This window comes from Janthinobacterium sp. BJB301, from assembly GCF_002735685.1.
Lineage (GTDB): Bacteria > Pseudomonadota > Gammaproteobacteria > Burkholderiales > Burkholderiaceae_D > Janthinobacterium > Janthinobacterium lividum.
Genome location: NZ_PDZJ01000001.1, coordinates 2,847,647 through 2,866,076, shown reverse-complemented (window position 1 = coordinate 2,866,076; position 18,430 = coordinate 2,847,647). Strand labels below are relative to the sequence as shown.

General features: G+C 61.6%; 15 protein-coding genes. 4 read left to right on the top strand and 11 right to left on the bottom strand.

Annotated features, from left to right (window positions below; translation table 11 throughout):
• Positions 1–35: 35 nt before the first annotated feature.
• The 11 genes from CSQ91_RS12725 to CSQ91_RS12675 form a co-directional block, all read right to left on the bottom strand.
• A complete protein-coding gene (locus tag CSQ91_RS12725) occupies positions 36–2,591 on the bottom strand; it encodes a phage protease (RefSeq protein WP_099388433.1) in 2,556 nt (851 codons plus the stop codon).
• A gap of 74 nt (positions 2,592–2,665) precedes the next feature.
• Entirely contained in the window at positions 2,666–3,970 is a 1,305-nt protein-coding gene (locus CSQ91_RS12720) for a hypothetical protein (protein WP_099388432.1), read from the bottom strand.
• Positions 3,967–5,322: a hypothetical protein gene (locus tag CSQ91_RS12715; protein ID WP_099388431.1), complete on the bottom strand. Its 1,356-nt coding sequence runs from the start codon at positions 5,320–5,322 to the stop codon at positions 3,967–3,969. The genes CSQ91_RS12720 and CSQ91_RS12715 overlap by 4 nt, the downstream gene beginning before the upstream one ends.
• Positions 5,306–5,560, bottom strand: a complete 255-nt coding sequence (locus tag CSQ91_RS12710; RefSeq protein ID WP_143451021.1) for a hypothetical protein — start codon at positions 5,558–5,560, stop codon at positions 5,306–5,308. Before CSQ91_RS12710 ends, CSQ91_RS12715 begins: the two co-directional genes overlap by 17 nt.
• Complete coding sequence (locus CSQ91_RS12705) at positions 5,553–7,130, bottom strand: hypothetical protein (RefSeq protein WP_099388429.1); 1,578 nt, start codon at positions 7,128–7,130, stop codon at positions 5,553–5,555. Before CSQ91_RS12705 ends, CSQ91_RS12710 begins: the two co-directional genes overlap by 8 nt.
• Positions 7,127–8,080 (bottom strand): hypothetical protein, encoded by a 954-nt coding sequence (locus CSQ91_RS12700; RefSeq protein ID WP_099388428.1) that lies wholly within the window; start codon positions 8,078–8,080, stop codon positions 7,127–7,129. The genes CSQ91_RS12705 and CSQ91_RS12700 overlap by 4 nt, the downstream gene beginning before the upstream one ends.
• 344 nt (positions 8,081–8,424) lie before the next feature.
• Positions 8,425–9,090 (bottom strand): hypothetical protein, encoded by a 666-nt coding sequence (locus tag CSQ91_RS12695; protein WP_143451020.1) that lies wholly within the window; start codon positions 9,088–9,090, stop codon positions 8,425–8,427.
• A 746-nt stretch (positions 9,091–9,836) separates the two neighbouring features.
• The gene (locus CSQ91_RS12690) at positions 9,837–10,859 is read right to left on the bottom strand and encodes an alpha/beta fold hydrolase (protein WP_257217304.1); all 1,023 of its coding nucleotides are present in this window, start codon (positions 10,857–10,859) and stop codon (positions 9,837–9,839) included.
• A gap of 77 nt (positions 10,860–10,936) precedes the next feature.
• Positions 10,937–11,980, bottom strand: coding sequence for a sulfotransferase (locus CSQ91_RS12685; protein ID WP_099388425.1), 1,044 nt, complete (start codon positions 11,978–11,980; stop codon positions 10,937–10,939).
• Positions 11,977–12,714: an aspartyl/asparaginyl beta-hydroxylase domain-containing protein gene (locus CSQ91_RS12680; protein ID WP_099388424.1), complete on the bottom strand. Its 738-nt coding sequence runs from the start codon at positions 12,712–12,714 to the stop codon at positions 11,977–11,979. Before CSQ91_RS12680 ends, CSQ91_RS12685 begins: the two co-directional genes overlap by 4 nt.
• Positions 12,699–13,217, bottom strand: a complete 519-nt coding sequence (locus CSQ91_RS12675; RefSeq protein WP_099388423.1) for a GNAT family N-acetyltransferase — start codon at positions 13,215–13,217, stop codon at positions 12,699–12,701. The genes CSQ91_RS12680 and CSQ91_RS12675 overlap by 16 nt, the downstream gene beginning before the upstream one ends.
• A 148-nt stretch (positions 13,218–13,365) precedes the next feature.
• Between CSQ91_RS12675 and CSQ91_RS12670 the strand changes: the two genes are divergently transcribed.
• From CSQ91_RS12670 to CSQ91_RS12655, 4 genes are all read left to right on the top strand, one after another.
• A complete protein-coding gene (locus CSQ91_RS12670) occupies positions 13,366–14,394 on the top strand; it encodes a hypothetical protein (RefSeq protein WP_099388422.1) in 1,029 nt (342 codons plus the stop codon).
• A gap of 119 nt (positions 14,395–14,513) precedes the next feature.
• Positions 14,514–15,173 carry a sugar dehydrogenase complex small subunit gene (locus CSQ91_RS12665; RefSeq protein ID WP_099388421.1) on the top strand — a complete coding sequence of 220 codons (660 nt, stop codon included), beginning with the start codon at positions 14,514–14,516 and terminating at the stop codon, positions 15,171–15,173.
• On the top strand, positions 15,170–16,828 hold the full coding sequence (locus CSQ91_RS12660) for a GMC family oxidoreductase (RefSeq protein WP_099388420.1): 1,659 nt from the start codon (positions 15,170–15,172) through the stop codon (positions 16,826–16,828). Before CSQ91_RS12665 ends, CSQ91_RS12660 begins: the two co-directional genes overlap by 4 nt.
• Positions 16,825–18,285: a c-type cytochrome gene (locus CSQ91_RS12655; RefSeq protein ID WP_257217303.1), complete on the top strand. Its 1,461-nt coding sequence runs from the start codon at positions 16,825–16,827 to the stop codon at positions 18,283–18,285. Before CSQ91_RS12660 ends, CSQ91_RS12655 begins: the two co-directional genes overlap by 4 nt.
• Positions 18,286–18,430 lie beyond the last annotated feature (145 nt).

Below are 18,430 nucleotides of genomic sequence, written 5' to 3'. Positions count from 1 at the left end.
CGGCGCCGCGCCTGCGCGCCGGGTGCTAGTGCGGATTAGCGGCCAGTGAAGCTGAACGCCAGCACGGAGGTCATACGGTTGGCGATCGGCGTTGGCACCTTGATAGCCGAATACTCTTCACCGTATGCCTGCTTCTTGCCGATGGGGCGGCCCTGGGCATCTACCGCCTCGAAAGGCTGGCCGGTGATGAAGGGCTTGCTGACTACGTAGCCGAGCAGGCCGCGCTGGCCGATCAAGATCCGCTCGTCGCCCATGTCCACACCTGGTGCATTGGTGGCGTACGCCGGCAGGCCTTTTACAGTTTCGAGGTCGCCCGTGCTCGAGGTGTCGCTGCCGTCGCGCTTGCGCGATACGGCGAACTGCTCGGCATTGGTCAGGTTGTCGTTCATGGCCGGCGACATCAGCGTGAAGTCCGGTTGAACGAAACGCTGGCTCAGCAGCATCGCCTTGCGGCTGCCAATGCTTTGCAGCGGCTTGTTCATCTGCTGTTCGAACGTCAAGCCGCTTGCAACGTCCAGGTCGACCTTGGCCACGTTGGTGGCGCGGCTATAGGTGATGGTGTTGTTACCCGTGTTGGCCGGCGTGACTGCCGCACCCAGCTGGTTGACGAACTGGACATAGCCAAGGTTGTAGCTGTTGATACGGTAATAGGTACCAGCTGCCTGGTTATTGGTCCCGTCGTATGGCAGGCAGGGCGCCGAGTTCAGTACCACGGTGATCGGGTTCACGGCCGCGCCGATGTTGTTGCCCTGCAGGTCGCGTTGCTGGAATGCGCGTACGACAGGGAAGGCCGCGGTCTTCACCTGGGATGCTGCGCCGGTCAGCTGGGAGGTGAACGATTCAGCGGCCACGGCGACCGAGCCATACGAATCGGACGCGCGCTGCAGTTCGTTCAGAATGCGACGGCAGATCAATTCGCGCATGATGCGCGCGTTGCTTTCGACGTTGCGGGCCATGGCATCCCAGTTGATGGCGGCGGACTGCGTGAAGTGGATGGCTTCATTGCTGATCATCATCGCCAACTTCATCGGCAGAATATAGGCGGTGTCCATAAATTGACCGATACCAGCGCGTGGGATGGGCTGGCCTTCGAAGACGATACCGTCGTTGACGATCTGCGAAACGTCGCGCACTTCGTAAGGAATCTGCGTAATGACGGTAGCGGTGAAGTCGGTCAGCGTCTGCACCAGCTCCAGTACGCGCAGGTCCGACAACGCTTCACGAATTACCTCGCGGCGGAAGCCCACCGGCAGGCTGGTGTCGGCCATACCGACCTGGCCGCCGGACAGCATCTTGACCTCGTTGGATATCTGTGGCGCATGGAGTCGGTCAAACTCGGCCAGCACCTTGCTGATGAAAGCATTGTCTTTTTCGGACAGGCGCAATTTGCCGTTGGCAAACGACTCAGTCAGCTTCAGATGATCGCGGTAGATGCCCTGGAGCTTCTTCGGCTCGTCGCCGACGATCACCAGGCCTGGGATGCGGACGCTGCCCAGCGGAGCATGGTAGCCCAGCGCCGACAGCTGGCGCGCCACGGCCAGGTCATTACCTTGCTTGATCTGCACCTGCGCCAGCGTCACCACCTGGTCAGCCGTCATATCCGCAGTGACCAGCGGCTCGACGGCTTCGGCCAGAAGCTTCTTGGTCGGTTCGTCGAAGGTGGCCACGGCGCCGATGGTTTCGCTCAGCAGCTTGATATTGGTGGTGCGCTTGTCGGCAATAGTTTGTGCGGCGGCGACGGCGCGCGCGTTCTCCGATGCCATCAAGGCGATCACCTGGTCTTGGTTCATGCCGGTACCGGCACCCGTGTCGATCGAAAGGGTGATGGATTGGCCGCCGATTTGTTCGGCCAGCTGGGTACCGGCTTCATCGAACGACGCCAGCAGCGTGGTAGCCGCTGCCTCGTCGGTCACCAGTGCGACCGCATTTTCGGCGGCGGCCATCAGCGAGGTAACAACGGCGGCGGCCAGTTTTTTGGCTACCAGCTTGGCTTTCAGTAATTCAAGTGCTTTTTTATGCATGATGTGCAGCTCCTGCAGTAATTTGGTTTGGAGTTCGGGATGGATCAGGACGGGAATGCCCTGGTCGGTTACTTCGGACAGCTGGATAGGGTCAAGATGCTTGATGGCGGGACGCACGACCAAGGCTGCACCCATCATGACCGGCCCGAAATCGGTACCGTTCTCGTTATCCTTGTAGTGCTCGTGGTATTCGATCGACAGGTAGCGGTAGCCGCGATTCCGGATAGCTTCCAGGCCAAACGTGGTCCACTCGCACAGGGCGCGCAGTCGGTCACCCTCGATCTTCAGCTGAATGACCTTGGCCGCGGCGCCGTCGTTCGGCTTGTGCGCCACGTCGATGAACACGTCCTGGCCGAAAACCCGCTTTTCGAAGTTGCTGACCATGGCTGATAGCAACGTGCGCGAGATCTCGAATTCGCCGTAGCGCGGATCCGTGAATTTCCCCGTGCGGGTGATCGTGACCCAGGTGGATGCGCCGCCGTTTCCCAGGGTCTCACTGAGGCCGGACAGGAAGCGCACTGTGCCGGTATGGCTGGCATCCAAACGGATGTGACGAGAGGTTTTGTTCATCGGTTGCCTAGTTACTCTGCTGATTGAGCCCCTATTTTCGATGGCTTGGCTATACAAAAGGAGGGGGGGGATTGTTAGGGTTTCAGCTCGTTTTGCCGGTCTATGCGGCGCTTCACGTCGCGCCAGCGGCTGCGAATTTGCGTCGCGCGCAGCTTGCCTGCTTCAAAGGCCTCGTTCTTGTTCGCGCCCAGGATGCCCGCGCGATCCTTGCTGGCCACGGTCGCAAGGAACTCTGTCGGGGTCTGCTTGCCTTTGCGATCCGTTGCAGTCACCTCATCCGCGTAGACGATCACCTCGAAACTGAGAGTGTTCGGGTGCGCCGGCAGTGGGCTACGACCATGCGGATAGACTCCCGGCCCCAAGCCATGCAGATTGGCCCGGGCATGGAAATCGCAGATGTCGACGCGCGGATGGCGTGGCGAGAGCATGAACTTGGTACCGATTGAGTCCGTATCGGCTGCAGCGCTGCTCTGGTAGGCGAACGCGTGCGCGCGGTTCAACTCGGTGCGCATGACGCGCGTGGCGTTGTCGACGGGAGCTCCCTTGCCAGTCAGCAGCCCTTGGGATACTGATTTTTTAATACTGTCGACCTTGCCCGCTTCCTGTGCCAATGCAAGTTCAGGCGGCGGTTTCACGCCTTGAGCAAGGAAATCGCGCGCAGCCTGGGCCGCCCCATCGCCGCGCACTATCGCGTTTTGCACGGCGCCGCGAACGATTTCATTCGCATGCCGGTCTATGCGCCAAATCCGGTCCGATAGTTTGAGCTTGTCAGGGCCTACGTGAGACCAGACAGACTGTACTGCCTCGACACGCATTGCGGCCAGCTGGGCGTTGCTGACCCTGCCAATGAACGGGCGCACGCCGATTTCCGCCGCCTTGTCGACGCCACTGGCCAGCGCCGCGTTGCGGGCCGCCGCCAGGTTATTGAGCCTGGACTGAATCTGCTGCATCAGTTGTGGCATTGCGCTGGTCCTGATCGCGCCTGCAGCAGCAACGGCTGCGCTGCTGGTTCCAGGTAAGGCGGCCGCACCGGTCCATGCACCAGCACTGGCAGTGCCGGGGGCGATCACAGCAGCAGCCTCGGCACTACCTGCCCATACGCCGGCGCCAGCAGCGCTGGCTGCTCCACTTCCTGCGCCGGCAGCGGCCGCGCCTGTCGTCCCTACCCAGGCGCCGCTACTGGCGCTGTCGGCGCCCAGCGCAGCGCCTGTCGCTGGTGTCATTCCGGCGGCGCTGCTCAGCATCTGCCCGATATCGTCCACTGCCTCGCGGTACAGCCGCATGACGGCGACCAGGGCAGCGGTGAAGACAGCCAGCATTTCCTTGCGTCCTTCGGCTGATTTGTCTTTCACGGCCTGCTGCTCAGGCGTCAGGTTCATGGCCGGCTCCTGATCGCCGTACCTGATTCATCCTTGCGGCCATTGCCGGGCGTGATGCTGACACGTGGCGCCGCCGGCGGCTGCGGCATGTCGTCTTCTTCGTCGGGATACGGATCGACCTCATTTGCCTGGTGCTTTTTCATTGCGGCGATATAAGCAGGGTCATATCCCAGCTCCTGCCAGATCATGTTCTCGGGTAAGCCCAGCGCCTGCAGCTTCAGCGCCCGGTCGGAGGCCTGGCTCGGCGTTTCGGTTCGGCGTTCCGCATAGCAGATACTGAAATCGGCCTCGGCCGGATTGATGCCCTGCAAAAGCAGATCCATGGCGAACGCCTGCTGATAGCCGTAGGCGAGCGTGTCCTGCATGACGTCGATCTCATCGAAATAATCGCGTTTCAGATCCTCCAGAATGTCCCGGTTCAGGCCATCGGTATAGCCGGCAAGGCCTTTTGGCATCGGGCTGCCAGAGAAAAAGCAGTCCAGCAGCAGGGCGATATCGGCCACCTGGTCCAGATTGCTGTCGCCCTGGATTGGCGTGACGGTGCCTTTTTTGTTCTGGAAATAGTCCGTGGTGATCTCGCTTTGATTATTCACCACTTTCGCCTCGTAGGCTTCGAGATCCGGGCCTGATGCGCCTTCCAGCACATGCGATAGCCGGAGCGGCGCGCGCACGCGCCGGCGAATTACAAGATCCTCCTCGGTCATGCGCAATTTCTTCCAGGTCTCGCGGTTCGCGTCCAGAAATGGCCGGCCTATCGACCCCATATCGTCAAAATTGTCCGGATCGAACCGCACCAGGTGTAGCTGCCAGAGGGCAAACTCGGCTTTTACTTCGCCGGTGACCAGATCATGCTGGAAATATGCCTTGGTGACATCCTTGAACACGCCCTGGTCGTCGACGTTTGGCACGATGGTCTCGGTAGGCATGCGCACCAGCGACTGCACTCGATTTTGATCGTCGAGCACGATTTGCATGGGCAAATTGCCCTCCATCACCAGCCCGCGTGCATCCGATTTCAGTTTTTCCATGCGGTTGAGCTGCGTTCGCTGGCGGAACTTCGTCCATGCCTCGGATACGGCAGCGTTTGGCGTCGCCAGCTGCATCACCAAGCCGCCCTTGATGACGTCGCGTGCGACGCGGCTATGGATCATTTTCACGCGCCCATCGCGCTTGTCCATCTCGCGTACTTCCAGGATTGCCTCGCGCACCTCCGGATCCGTATAAAACTGGCGATACAAGCTGCGATAGCGGTCGCCTTCGCGTAGCCGTGTGCCCCGCTCAGTGCTGGTTTTTGACCAAGTAGCGGGGAGAATGGCGCGCAACATGCCGCCGATTTTATTCAGGGATAACATCGTTTTCCTTCGTGAGGGTGACAGCGCGCCAGCCGTCGATCAGGCCGTGCTCGTACATGCCTTGGATAAACGCCAGCAATTCGGGGGATTTTTCCTTGATGGTGGCGATCGTCTGCACGATCCGTTCGCGCTCGGCGGCGCTGACAGGCGGCAGGACCTTGCGCGCAACTGGTGGCGCGCCGGCGGCAGGCCGCACGGATGCCGTGGAATTAGCCTGGTATGGTCGATCATCAGCCACGGCTGGCTCCCATCAGCTGCGCACGCGTCTGGGTCCGGCCGCTGATAATTGTTGGAATGGCGTCGGCGCCGCGCGTGACCAGGCACCACACGCCGGCGCACGCGGCATCGAAATAATCGTCGCCGATTTTGATGTCGACCTGCTTGTAGCTGGGATAGCTTCCTGTTTTATTTGCTACCTGCTTGATGTTGCCCAGCTGGCGCGTGAAGTTTTGCCACTCCACGTTGTCGGCGGCCGTACTGTCCTCGTCGAAGGAAGGAATGGCCGCCTGGCGGTTGTGCAGCGCCGCGCGCAATGCCGATGCCATACTGTGTTTGATCATGCCCTCGAACCTGATAGGGGCAAACGGCCATTCCACCCAAGTGCTGGCGTTGCTGTCGCCGTCGCCGATGGTGCGCCGGTCGATATCGGTCAGGCCTTCGGCATACAGGTCGTCATTTACTGAAGTCAGCATGCCGACCCCGTACGCATCGCCCATGGCGGAATCTGGCATGAAGTAACGCCAAAACCCTACCAGCGCGCGCCGGATCACGTTGTCGTCGGTACCTGGCGGCCAGCTGATGACGAACGGGAAGAAAACGAAATTGCCGATCTGCTCGCATACCACCAGGGCGGACTTGGAGGCAGCCAGGCTTTCACCGTGGCCGGTGTGGTCATACCCGAATGACAGGATACCGCGCTTCTTGTAGCGCTGGCCGGGCAGGGGCCCCGCAGCGGCCAGGCCGGCCTGCAGGCCGACCGTGATCGCCAGCCGGATATATTTTAACCAGATGTGGTTTTGTGCCAGGACATTCTTGCACAGGTACTGGCGTATGTATTCGCCGCTGGGCATTTCGGTGCGCTTTTGCTCAATGTAGCCCTGGTCCAAGATGCCCAGCTCCAGCGCCAGGTACACATTGACGATCGGCAGGACATGGTAGGCGCCGGATTCGATCAGGTTCGACAGCGTGTCGGCGCCCTTGAACACGCCGGTGATGCGGATCTGCGGCTTGAAAATGGTGCCTTCCGGCGCGCCCAGGCGCTGCGTGCCGGCCAGCATAGGGAAAAGGCGCGAGTACAGGCGCTCTGCCGGCATGTCGTCGATCTCCTCCAGCGAGGCGTATGACAGGCCATCACCGTCGATCTGCGACATGATGCCGTAGGCTTGGGCGCGGCTTTTGTTGAAAAACTGGTATTTGGTATCCGACTTTTGCACGCGGCCGTTCTTGTACTCCAGGTAGGCCGTGAGGATGGGCGAGCGGTCGACGGCTTCGATGTGATATTTCAGGTTGGCCTGGCTCTGCTGCTGGCGCGGCGAAAAAATGCCCAACTCCTGGTGCGGGTTGCAGGCAAGGTTCTTTAACGCGTGCATTTCCTTGGCCGACGTCTTGCGGCCGCGCCGGCAGGAATAGTCGACCGTGTTCGGGTAAAGGTCCATTTCGATGCACTTCAGGACCTGCATCGGGTCCAGGGTTACGCCATGGACGTGCTTGTGCCACAGGGCGTGGTCGTCCTTGTAGCGCAGGATTTCTTCCTCGGCCCGGCTGGCGACCTTGATACGCTGTGCAGATGAGATGCGCGCGCCGCTCATTTTTCAGTCACGTCCACGTCGATCACATCGCCATCCACGCCATTTTCGCGGCCATACTCGACCAGCACCGGATCGGCCGAGGTCAGTTTGTTCGAACGCTGCACCTTGTTCGACAGGTCGCGCAACGCGGCGACTTGTTGCTGGCGGTATTCGTCAGCTGTGATCAGTGGCGAGGTATTGCGCGCAACCTGGCCGGGCATCAAGTCCTGGGCTTCGATTACCTTGTTCGTCATTCCCATGTCCGCCAGCGACATATTGTTTTTGACCAGCAAGTCGGCCATTACCTTCAGCAGCGGATGCGCGGACACTTCCATGATGGTGCTGCGCTCGCCGGAATCATCGTCCGTATAAGTGGCAATACTGACGTCGCCATGCTCATCAAAGTGGAACTCTGGCCGCGTCAACTTCACGCCGTCAGCAATGATGGTCATGATCACCTGCTGCAGAATGGAAAACACGGCCGCCTGCATTTCGCTGTACATGCTGGTGAGCAGGCCTGGCTTGCGCTGTTCGAACGCGGCATGGTGGGTCATGAAGTTCTGCGTCTGCTTGACGCAGCACGGCTGCGCTGCGCAAAAGCCGCGGTCGACATCGCAGCTCTTGCACAGGGCGTAGCCGTCTGGCTTGGCCGGGAAATACGTTGCCACCTTCGCCGACGCGCCATGCTTCATCGCGTTGAACCGCGTGCGCAGGCTTTCTTCTTTCGTCGGGTGCCCGACAAGGTTTTCTGCCGATGCGGCCTTGCCCTCGGGCGTCGTTGGCCCGGTGGCCGAGCGCCAGGCCTTCATCAGCGAGCGCTCCCAGTGGGCCTGCGCACATTCGTTGCCGCATTCCGGGCACAGGGCGAAATAGCGCCATGGGTGCACCTGGTCGCTGGGGTCTGCATCCACGCGCGCCGGCGCCGTCTTGAACGAACCATCCTTTGCGCACCGGAAGGTAACTTCAGACAATTTTATGCTGGGGTCTTTTTTTGGGGTGGCCACGAGGGGAAAGCGCAAGAATTGAGATTGCCCAATCTTGAACGGTCGTGCACTACAAAAGGAGGGGGGGAGATGTCGGGAAAGAAGAGGAAATACAGGGACTTAGGCCGCGCGAATCCGGCGGGTTACGGGCGGCGTCGCCGCCAGGCGGTTCGGCAGCCGCACGTGAAGCGTCACAGTTTGTAGCGAGGACTGTACGGGGGCATATAGTACAAGCGGCCAAACGAGCAATCGCGCAGCCGATTTCGTTAGATCGTTGCCTATATATTACCGGCCTTCGGGATTCCCCTTGTCATAGGCTAGTATTATTTCTGCTAGCCCGCTGACTTGGCACCTCCGTCCTTCGCGATTTTTGTCAAGAGAAATAGGAAATCCCTGTAACAGGCCATGGCGACGCGGGGGGCGCTTTCGTTCGGTTCGATGGCGAACGTCCCATTCGATTCTGTAATGTCGAAAGCTTCACCAGCTTCACGATTGATTTTTTTTGCGGCTCGCAAGCGAGGGCTTTTTTTTCCGACGCCCAATATGTTTTCGCTACCACCGTGTGCCAAGTGGTTTCGCACTTGCCTCAGCGCCTCAACAGTCTTCCATTCAGGGGATTTAAAGGGCTTTCCGTGCGCGAGAACGCATTCTAGGTACTCTTTTGATGTCATATAGTCCCGAAGCGACATGATCTTGTCGCCGCGATCTTTGCTAATCGAGAGCCAGCAAGCGGTCAAGCAGAACAGACGCTCAAAGCTGGAATGCATGAAAATAAGCAAGGCGTTGCTATGGATAGCAGGGAAGGAAACATGGGAGTTGTATCGTGCGATGTTTTGGAACATCTCGTCGTCGTACTTTTTAGCCGCCTTTGCTTCCCTTTGCTTTTCCGTTTCAATGTTTTTTTCGAAAAAATCGAGGTACTTTCCGATATCCTTGAACTGCATTTTTAAGTGGCTTTCGACAACTTTCGCTGACAAAATCATACTTTTATCATTCATACCTAAATTACCTATCGCGCTCGAATATGTGGTGATTCTGGACGTCCTTTCCAAATCCCATATTGCGTAGGAATGTGGTCTTTGCATTGGATGCCGAATCTCTTTTGCTGGGAACAATCAATTGTACCCGCTTGAAACTGCATCAAGTCGGCCCCGTCTTTGCGGACGCACCAATTTTTGGTTTGCTGCGGATACCTGAGCTCACGAGCGCTAGCGCCGTCTTGAATGAACCATCCTTTGCGCACGGGAAAGTGACTGAAGTAAATTCTATGCTGGAATCTTTTTTGCGGTGGCCACGAGGGAAAGGCGCATGAATTGAGATTGCCCAATTTTGACCAGTCGCGCACTACAAAAGGAGGGGGAGATGTCGGGGAAGAGAGATCGTGCAGGGAATTATGCCGCGCGGACCCGGCGCGCTATCGGCGCCGATGCCGCCAGGCGGTTCGGCAGTCGCACATGGAGCTTTACGGTTCGCAGTAAGGACTGCTCGGGGAGCCAGAACACGCAGTAGCAAAAAGCCCAGCCTTCACCGGTTGGGCTTTTTGCGTTGCAGGGCCCGCGTGCGACGCCCGTGTCGCTCGGCGGTGGTCGAAGTTGCCGGCAGCCATGCCATTTATATTTCGCAAGCCCGCGCGGTGGCGTCGCTGATCCGCAAGGCTGCGGCGAGCATTGCCGGCGACTAGGCCGGCAGTACGCCGGCCAGTGCGCCGGCCCTCGGAAAGGGCCCCATGTCATGGGGCGTCGTATCAGAACTTGGCAGTCGCATCCAATGTCTTGATGATGGCTTCTTGAAATTGCACCGGTTCATCCTGGTGTATCTGATGCCCGGAATGCTCGAAGAAAAACAAGCCCTTCCTTGGCGCCTTCAAGGTCTCGAAATACGCCTGCGTGATCCTGGTCGAGGTCTGGATATCGTTTTTGCCGACGAAGAAATACACGGGGCAGTCAACGCTCTTCAAGGTCTTGGGCAAATCAATGTTCATGACCTCGTTCCAGACGGGCGACCAGGTTTTTGACCATTGCAGAAAACCCGTCTTGAAACCTTCGCTCGTCGCAAATGCCTTGCCATCCTTGTAAAAAAGCCATTTCCTTAAATAAAACATGCTTTCGTCACTTGAAAAAGGAAAATTGATGCTGTTCAGCTCCTGGCTGGCGACGGCATTGTCCTTGAAATGCACTTTCAAGGCTTGCAGCAATTCCTTCTCGCTTTCCAGCTGGCTCACGACAGGATTCGACGCGAAATAGGCATGCAGCAGTTCCGGGTGACGCTTGACGATATCAAAGCCCAGGACGTTGCCCCAGGAACTGCCCAGCAAGTATATTTTGTCCTGCTTTAACTCTTTGCGCAGAAACTGGATGACTTGATACGTGTCCTGCTCCATCTGCCCCACGGATGGCTGCGAGGGGGAGGGATTCAGTTTCAAGGTTTTTCCGGCATCCCGCTGGTCCCATTGCACAATCGTAAATCTGCCTTTCAGGAGATTCGTAAAGGTATCCGCCCCCTTGATCATGGAGCTTCCCGGGCCGCCGGATAAAAACAGCAGCACGGGCTTGTTCGCGTCGTCCGTCCTGATTTCCACCACTTGCTTGATGCCGCCAATATCGGGTGTCAGGGTGGTGGTGACTTCCGCGGAAGCCGGTTTCGCTTCCGCCGTGGTTTGCGCCTGGCATGCGTAGAAGGGAATCAGGGTGGTCAAGAGCACTGCCAATGTCATTTTTTTTATCATGGTGTGAGGGTCAGTTTCAGGTTGCTTGTAAGGGCGGCGCATTGCACGCGGGGATTGCGCCGTAGTTGAACAGCTATCTATCGCATGGTCTTCAGCGGGTACGTCGACATGCCTCCTTGTCAGAGTTGGGTTTCATGGAAGTCATTGGCTTGCCCGGCATGCAGCCGCAACGCTTCCAGCGCCAGATAGCCCGGTTGCAATTGCGCGGCGATGGCGGCCAGGCCGTCTGCTGCTGGCACTGGCGGATCGCCGTGGTAGACGGTGCCGTATTTCGCATGCACGCCGCCGCGCGCGCGCATCGCTTGCAACTGCGTCGCTGTAGTGGCGATGCCGAAGCGGGCCAATAAATCGCTGAAGAGGATGCCTGGCAATTGCTTGTAGTCAATTAACTGCAACTGGCCGGCGGCCGCATGGGACAGGGCGGCGTTGAGCAGGCTGGCCAGCACCAGGCCCGTATAACCGTCGATATCGCCCGGCGCCAGCTGGTGCGCGGGCAGCGGCAGCTGTGCCGGGTGCAGCATGCCGGGCACCATTTGCGGCCCGCGCTGGCGCTGGTGCGAGGCGAGCACGGCCAGCGGTTCGCGGTAGACGAACAGGCAGGGCGTGCCGGGAAATGCTTGCCGCAGCAAGTCCACGCTGTGGATGTGCCAGCAGTCGAACTTGATGATGAAGTGTGATTCTTCGCCGGAGCGGCGCTGGCCCAGTGCCAGGATGGCCTGGCGCAGCAGGGTGATGCTGGCCGCCGGGTCGCCGCTGTCATGATGCAGACGCAGCAGCGAGTCGATAACGGGCGGCTCGGACATGACTATGCATTGCGGCAACGACGCCAGCAGCTGGCTCAGCAGGGTTGAGCCGCAGCGCGAGACGTGGAAGATGAAGGCGTCGGGCGCCAGGCAATCGCCGGGCGTCGCCAGCGCGGCCAGCGGCGTGCGGCAGACGCGGCGCTCCTCGTGCGGCTGGCGCGTCAGCGTATTGACAAAGAAGGCGTCGCTGAAAGCCGTTTCTCCCAGGTCGCGCCAGCACATGGCAGCGTCCGCCAGCGCATCGCCGCGCTCCACGTACAGCGGATACCAGCCGCGCAGATCCATGCCCTCGTGCCATGCTACCGTCTCGCCCCTGGCCAGCATGCGTTCTTGCTGGGCCAGGCCCGGCGCGGCGCTCACGGCGCGCTCCCGTCGGCCTGGGCGGCCAATTCCCTGGCCAGTGCCAGGCTGGCAGGCGAGGGCGACAATCGCAGCTGGGCGATGACGGCCCGCACATTGCCATCATGGATGCCGGGGTCGCCATACTTATGGGCCGCTTTCGGCACGAATCCCGCCGAGGCGAACAGCGCCTCGAGCCAGGCATTGGTGACGCAGTCGAGCACGAGGTGGATGCGCGGCGTCGTGCCCCGGTTGTGCACCGCGTGCAGGCAGCTGGCGTCCATGTACCAGGCGTGGCCAGCCGTGAAGTGGACAGTTTCGCCATCGATGGTAAACAGCACCTGCGGCGAAGTGTGGATGGGGATGTGGATGCGGATCAGGCCATCGGCCAGCGACGTACCGGCGTCGCGGTGCGCGCGGATGATGGCGCCCGGCGCCAGCGCCATCAGGCGCGCGGCGCGGATCTCGCATGCGAAGCTGGCGAGCACTTCGTGCAGGCAGGGGCAGCGCGCCAGTTGCGGCGTGCCTGCGTAGGCGGCGCCGTCGACGGGCATGATGTTGTCGGCTGCGCCGCCGGGCGAGCGCAGCGGCACGCAGCTCCAGCCCTGGTCGTAGGCGCCCGTATTGAAATGGCTGATCCACTCGTCCGCGGCGAACTGGTCGCTGTCGTCCTGCATGCGCGCCACGTCGAAGTGCAGCGGCAGCTGCAGCCAGCTGCTGGGGATATGCTGCGCCGGCACTATGGCGCGCTCCATTCCAATTGCTCCTGCACCTCGTTTTCCCCGCGCCCGCGAAAGCCCAGCCGCTGGTACAGGGCGCGCGCGGCGGCGTTGCTTTTGTTGACCGCAAGGTGGATCTGCCATTGCTCCGCGCCCGCTTGCGCCTGCAGGCCGCGCAGCACGGCGCTGCCGGCGCCCTGGCCTTGCGCGGCGGGCAGGATGGCGATGTCGACCAGGTGCAGCACCTGATCCTGGCGGTCCAGGATCAGGCGGCCGATGGGGGTATCGCCGTGCTGCAGCACCAGGTACACGGCGTGCGGATAGGCCTGGCGGTAGCCGTGGCTTTGCATGCGCTGCTGCATGGCGATCAGCTGTTCGATGACGGCGGGCTCGGCCGGCATCTGGCGCAAGTCGCCGCGTGTGGAACTGTACAGCGCGGCGGCAAAGCCATCGTCGCCGTCGCGCTGGGCGCGCAACTGGTAGGGGGTGGGCAGGCTGGCGAGGACGAGGGTGAGGTCGGAAAGCGGCAAGGCGTGCATCGATGCTCCGGTAGGTGTTTGCGGCTGGAGATAAATTAACAGGCGTACAGTTATTTGCTATGCTGCCAATTTTTCCGCGTACTTGCAATCATTTCAAGGAAGCCGCCATGCATTCTGTCTTTATCCCGTCTTGCCAGTGGAGTCTTGCATGAATCCGGCACGCGCGGAACTGGCCGCCATCGCGGCTGCGCTGTGTGATCCGCAGCGTTCGCTGGCAAGCCTGGTCGGCGAAACGGTGCAACTGCGCCAGCTCGTCGAACGCCATTCGCGCCTGCCCATGGACCGGCAGGACGGTTTGCGCGACGGCGAAAGCTTTCTTCCCAGCGGCTGGGCCATCTCGCCCGTGCAGGCGGGCCTGTGTGCGCGCGAGCCGTACCGCAGCGCCGCCTTCATCCAGGGCCTGGCGCTGGCCGTGCGCGAGCGGCTGGAGGTGAGCGGTGGCCGGCCCGTGCGCGTGCTGTATGCGGGCTGCGGCCCGTTCGCCTTGCTTGCCCTGCCTGTGATGGCCGTGCTGGATGCGGATTTGGTGCAGTTTGTCATCCTTGACGTGCATGCCGAGACCCTGGCCTATGCGCGCGAACTGATTGCAAGCCTGGGCCTGGATCGCCATGTCACGGCATACATTTGCGCCGACGCGGCCGCCTACCGCATTGCTGGCGGCGCCATGCCGGACGTGATCGTCAGCGAAACCATGAATACGGCGCTGGGCAAGGAGCCGCAGGTGGCCATCCTGCGCAATCTGCACGCGCAAGCGCCTGCTGCGGCGCTGCTGCCGGCATCCGTCACCGTGCACCTGGGTCTGGACCGGCGCGCGCCGGATGCGCCGTGCACCGACTGGGGCCGCGTGTTTGCCCTCGATGGTGACGCCTTGCGCGCCTGGCAGGGCAGGCAGGACGAGCAGGGCGACAGCTTGCCGGCCGCCAGCATCCGCCTGCCTGACGTGCTGGAGCAGGCGCCGCGCCTGCTGACGCGCATCCGCGTGCATGGCGACATCATCCTGGGCGACCATGACTGCAGCCTGAACCTGCCCCTGGCCCTGCCGGGCAAGCCGGCCCTGGCTGGCGGCAGCGTGCTCGACTTCCATTACCGCCTGGGCGGCCAGCCGGGACTGACGTTCAGCGTGCGCGACACGCCTGAATCCATCCAGGAATTGCACCAGCCAGTATCTCAGTCGTAATACTTCATTGGCAGACAATTTACTTCTGTAGGATAATATGGAACCGGTTCCATCTATGCGCAAATGCAATGTAGCGCAATCATCGAAGTCAATAAAACAACAAGTCTTGCGGGAGTCTCATGAACCATCCAGGCAGCGAACCATCTGCAACATCCGTTTCATCCCTTCCCCGCATCAGCCGCCGCCACGCCCTGATCGGCCTGGCCGCCTTGCTGGCGCAGGCAGGTTTCTGGAGCAATCCCCTGTCCGCCGCCATGCAGGCGCCTGCCAGCGCTCCGGCACCCGGCCTGGCGCCCGCCACCATGCTGTTCTATACCTTGTCGCAAACGATCACGGGCCACCGCGATTTGTCCGCCGACACGGCGGCGCGCATCGAGCAAGCCATGCGCACGAACGTGCCCGGCTTTGCCGAGCGCTTGCCGCAGCTGGGCGCGCTGCTCGTCACGGGCCAGGAAGCGAAAGCCCTGCTGGCGGCCGCCAGCGCCGCGGACACCGGCCTGCGCGAGCTGGCGCTGGCCATCGTTGCCGCCTGGTACACGGGCACTGTCGCCGGCAACGCGGCGCAGGGCACGAAGTCCATCGTTGTCGCGTATGCGGAAGCGTTGATGTACCGCACGGTGGCCGATGGCCAGGTCGTGCCGACCTATTGCAATTACGGCCCCCTGTGGTGGCTGAAGGCGCCGCCGGCCGTGCGCGTCTCCGCGCCCGTGGCGCCAAAACCCGTACCGGCCCCGGCCACCACCGGCACTCCCGAACCGAAAGGCAAGCAAGCAAAATGAAATCACCCCAATTCAAGAGTAATGGCGACGTCGTCGCCGATGTCGTCATCGTCGGTACTGGCGTCGTCGGCGCCATGATGGCCGACCAGCTGGCCGCGCAGGGCCATTCCGTGATCATGCTGGAAGCGGGCCTGCGCATCGAGCGTGGCCAGGCCGTGGAAAACTGGCGCAACATGCCGTTCGAGAACCGCGTCGGTTCCGACTTCCAGGGGCTGTATCCGCAGGCGGACAACGCGCCCGCGCCGCTGTATTTCCCGAAGAATAACTACGTGGAATTGTCCGGCCCCAGCGGCAGCAGTTTCCAGCAGGGCTATCTGCGCACGGTGGGCGGCACCACCTGGCACTGGGCCGCGTCGTGCTGGCGCCACTTGCCGTCCGACATGCGCATGAAAAGCGATTACGGGGTGGGGCGCGACTGGGCCATTTCCTACGATGAGCTGGAACCGTACTATTGCCGCGCGGAACAGGAAATGGGCGTGGCCGGCCCCAACGATCCCGCCCTGCAATCGCCCAGCGAACGCAGCGCGCCGTACCCGATGGACATGGTGCCCTGGGGCTATGGCGACAAGCGCTTCGCCGAAGTGGTCAACCCGCACGGCTACCGCTCCGTGCCGATCCCGCAAGGCCGCTCGACGCGCCCATGGCAGGGCCGCCCGACGTGCTGCGGCAATAATAATTGCCAGCCGATCTGCCCCATCGGCGCCATGTACAACGGCATCCACCACGTGGAGCGGGCCGAGCTGAAGGGCGCGGGCGTGCTGGCCGAGGCCGTCGTCTACCGCATCGACACGGATCAGAACAACCGCGTGACGGCCGTGCACTGGTATGACGCGAAGAAACAGTCGCATATGGCGACGGGCAAGGCTTTCGTGATTGCCTGCAATGGCATTGAAACACCGCGTTTACTGCTGCTGGCGGCCAACCAGAACAATCCGAACGGCATCGCCAACAGTTCCGATCAAGTCGGCCGCAACATGATGGACCACTCGGGTTTCCACTGTACTTTCCTCGCCAATGAACCGATCTGGACGGGCCGTGGTCCTGCGCAGAGCAGCTGCCTGGTGGGCCCGCGCGATGGTGCCTTCCGCGCGCAGTATTCGGCCAACAAGATGATCCTGAACAATATCACCCGCGTCGGACCCGCTACGCAGCAGTCGTTGAAGCTGGGCCTGGTGGGCAAGGACCTCGACGATGAAATCCGCCGCCGCGCCGCGTTTGGCGTGGACTTGTCGATCAGCCTGGAACCGCTGCCCGAAGCGCATAACCGTTTGACCTTGAGCAAGACGCGCAAGGACCCGCTGGGCCTGGCCTGTCCCGACATTTACTATGACGTGGGCGATTACGTGCGCAATGGCGCGAAGGCCGCGCATGCGCAGCTCGAGCACATCGGCAAGCTGTTCGGCGCCGTGGAATTCCATATCACCGAGAGCCTGAACGCGAACAACCACATCATGGGCGGCGTCATCATGGGCAGCAACCGTCTTGACTCCGTGGTCGACGGCAATTGCCGCGCGCACGACCATGCCAATTTGTGGTTGCCGGGCGGCGGCGCCATGCCGTCGGCCAGCGTGGTCAACACCACCCTCAGCATGGCCGCGCTCGGCTTGCGCGCGGCCGACGACATCGCCCGCACCCTGGCAAGGGAGGCAGCATGATGCGCCGTTTATTACTGAGCCTGGCGCTGGCGGCCGGCTTGCCGCTGGCCGCCCACGCTGTGCCACCGGCGCCGCCTGTCACGCTGACGCCGGACCGCCCGGCCGCGCCTGCCGCCGCCAGTCCCGATGCGCGCCTGGAGCGGGGCCGTTACCTGGCCATCGCGGCCGATTGCATGGCTTGCCATACGGCAGCGGGCGGCAAGCCGTATGCGGGTGGCTACGCCATCGATTCGCCGCTGGGCACGATCTACGCGACGAACATCACGCCGTCGAAACAAGGCGGCATCGGCCACTACACGGAAGCCGACTTTGCGCGCGCGCTGCGCGAAGGCGTGCGCGCCGACGGCAGCCATCTGTATCCGGCCATGCCCTACACCAGCTATGCGCAGCTGACGGATGCGGACGTGGGCGACCTGTATTATTACTTCATGCAGGCCGTCAAGCCCGTCGACGAGCCAGCGCGCCAGACGGCCCTGCCATTCCCGTTCAATGTGCGCCTGTCCATGCTGGGCTGGAATACCTTGTTTCTTGACAATAAACGCTTCGTGCCGGACGCGGCGAAGAGCGCGCAGATCAACCGCGGCGCCTACCTGGCCGAAGGCCTGGCGCACTGCAGCGCCTGCCACACGCCGCGCAACGCGCTGATGGCGGAAATCGGCAGCCAGACCCTGGCCGGCGCGTCGCTTGGTTCCTGGCATGCGCCGAACATCACGTCCGACAAGGTCAGCGGCATCGGCGCGTGGACGGATGCGGAACTCACGGCTTACCTGAAGACGGGCCACGTGGAAGGCAAGGGGCAGGCGGCGGGCGGCATGGCCGAAGCCATCCAGAACAGCCTGCAGTTTTTGCGCGACGACGACGTGGCCGCCATCGTGGCCTGGCTGCGCACGGTGCCGCCCGTGCGCGCGCCGGGCCAGACGAAAGCTGCCTTCAGCCATGGCAGCGCCGCCAGCGAAGAGCCGCTGCTGCGCGGCATGGCCGGTTCCACCGAGCACCATTCGCTCAACAGTGGCGCCGTGCTGTTTTCCGGCTACTGCGCCAGCTGCCATTCGGCCAGCGGCGCCGGCAGCACGGGCCAGGCGTATCCCGCCCTGTTCCACAACACGGCGACGGGCGGCAATACGCCGGCCAATCTGGTCTCGGCCATGCTGTTTGGCGTCGAGCGCAAGATCGAAGGGGAAGAACACGAAGCGTTCATGCCCCGTTTCGACCAGCGCTCCTACGTGCAGCCATTGACGGATGAGCAGATCGCCGCTATCGCCAATTACGTATTGAAACAGTACGGTAACCCGGATGTGTCCGTCACGCCCGCGTATGTGGCGCAGGCGCGCAGCGGCGGCGAGAAGCCCGTGCTGGCGCGTGCACAGCCCTTCATGCTACCGGGCGGCATCGTGGGAATCTTGCTGCTGATCGCGCTGTTCGTTTGGCTGCGCCGGCGCCGCCAGCGCAAGGGATAAGGGTAGAAGCGACGCCGCAGCGGCGGCGAATATGAACGTTGGGCGCAACTTGCAGTAAAATGTAGGCTGAAAAATGGTTACGAGCAATCGTAGCCATTTTTTATTCTGGCCTGATCCTGGCGATTGTTTTCGTCTTATTTGAAAA

Coding starts and splice junctions, on each gene's coding strand:
- CSQ91_RS12680 (WP_099388424.1), bottom strand. CDS start 12,714: ATGGAGCGCGCCATAGTGCCGGCGCAGCATATCCCCAGCAGCTGGCTG.
- CSQ91_RS12675 (WP_099388423.1), bottom strand. CDS start 13,217: ATGCACGCCTTGCCGCTTTCCGACCTCACCCTCGTCCTCGCCAGCCTG.
- CSQ91_RS12670 (WP_099388422.1), top strand. CDS start 13,366: ATGAATCCGGCACGCGCGGAACTGGCCGCCATCGCGGCTGCGCTGTGT.
- CSQ91_RS12720 (WP_099388432.1), bottom strand. CDS start 3,970: ATGAACCTGACGCCTGAGCAGCAGGCCGTGAAAGACAAATCAGCCGAA.
- CSQ91_RS12705 (WP_099388429.1), bottom strand. CDS start 7,130: ATGAGCGGCGCGCGCATCTCATCTGCACAGCGTATCAAGGTCGCCAGC.
- CSQ91_RS12665 (WP_099388421.1), top strand. CDS start 14,514: ATGAACCATCCAGGCAGCGAACCATCTGCAACATCCGTTTCATCCCTT.
- CSQ91_RS12725 (WP_099388433.1), bottom strand. CDS start 2,591: ATGAACAAAACCTCTCGTCACATCCGTTTGGATGCCAGCCATACCGGC.
- CSQ91_RS12660 (WP_099388420.1), top strand. CDS start 15,170: ATGAAATCACCCCAATTCAAGAGTAATGGCGACGTCGTCGCCGATGTC.
- CSQ91_RS12695 (WP_143451020.1), bottom strand. CDS start 9,090: ATGAATGATAAAAGTATGATTTTGTCAGCGAAAGTTGTCGAAAGCCAC.
- CSQ91_RS12655 (WP_257217303.1), top strand. CDS start 16,825: ATGATGCGCCGTTTATTACTGAGCCTGGCGCTGGCGGCCGGCTTGCCG.
- CSQ91_RS12715 (WP_099388431.1), bottom strand. CDS start 5,322: ATGTTATCCCTGAATAAAATCGGCGGCATGTTGCGCGCCATTCTCCCC.
- CSQ91_RS12690 (WP_257217304.1), bottom strand. CDS start 10,859: ATGCGCCGCCCTTACAAGCAACCTGAAACTGACCCTCACACCATGATA.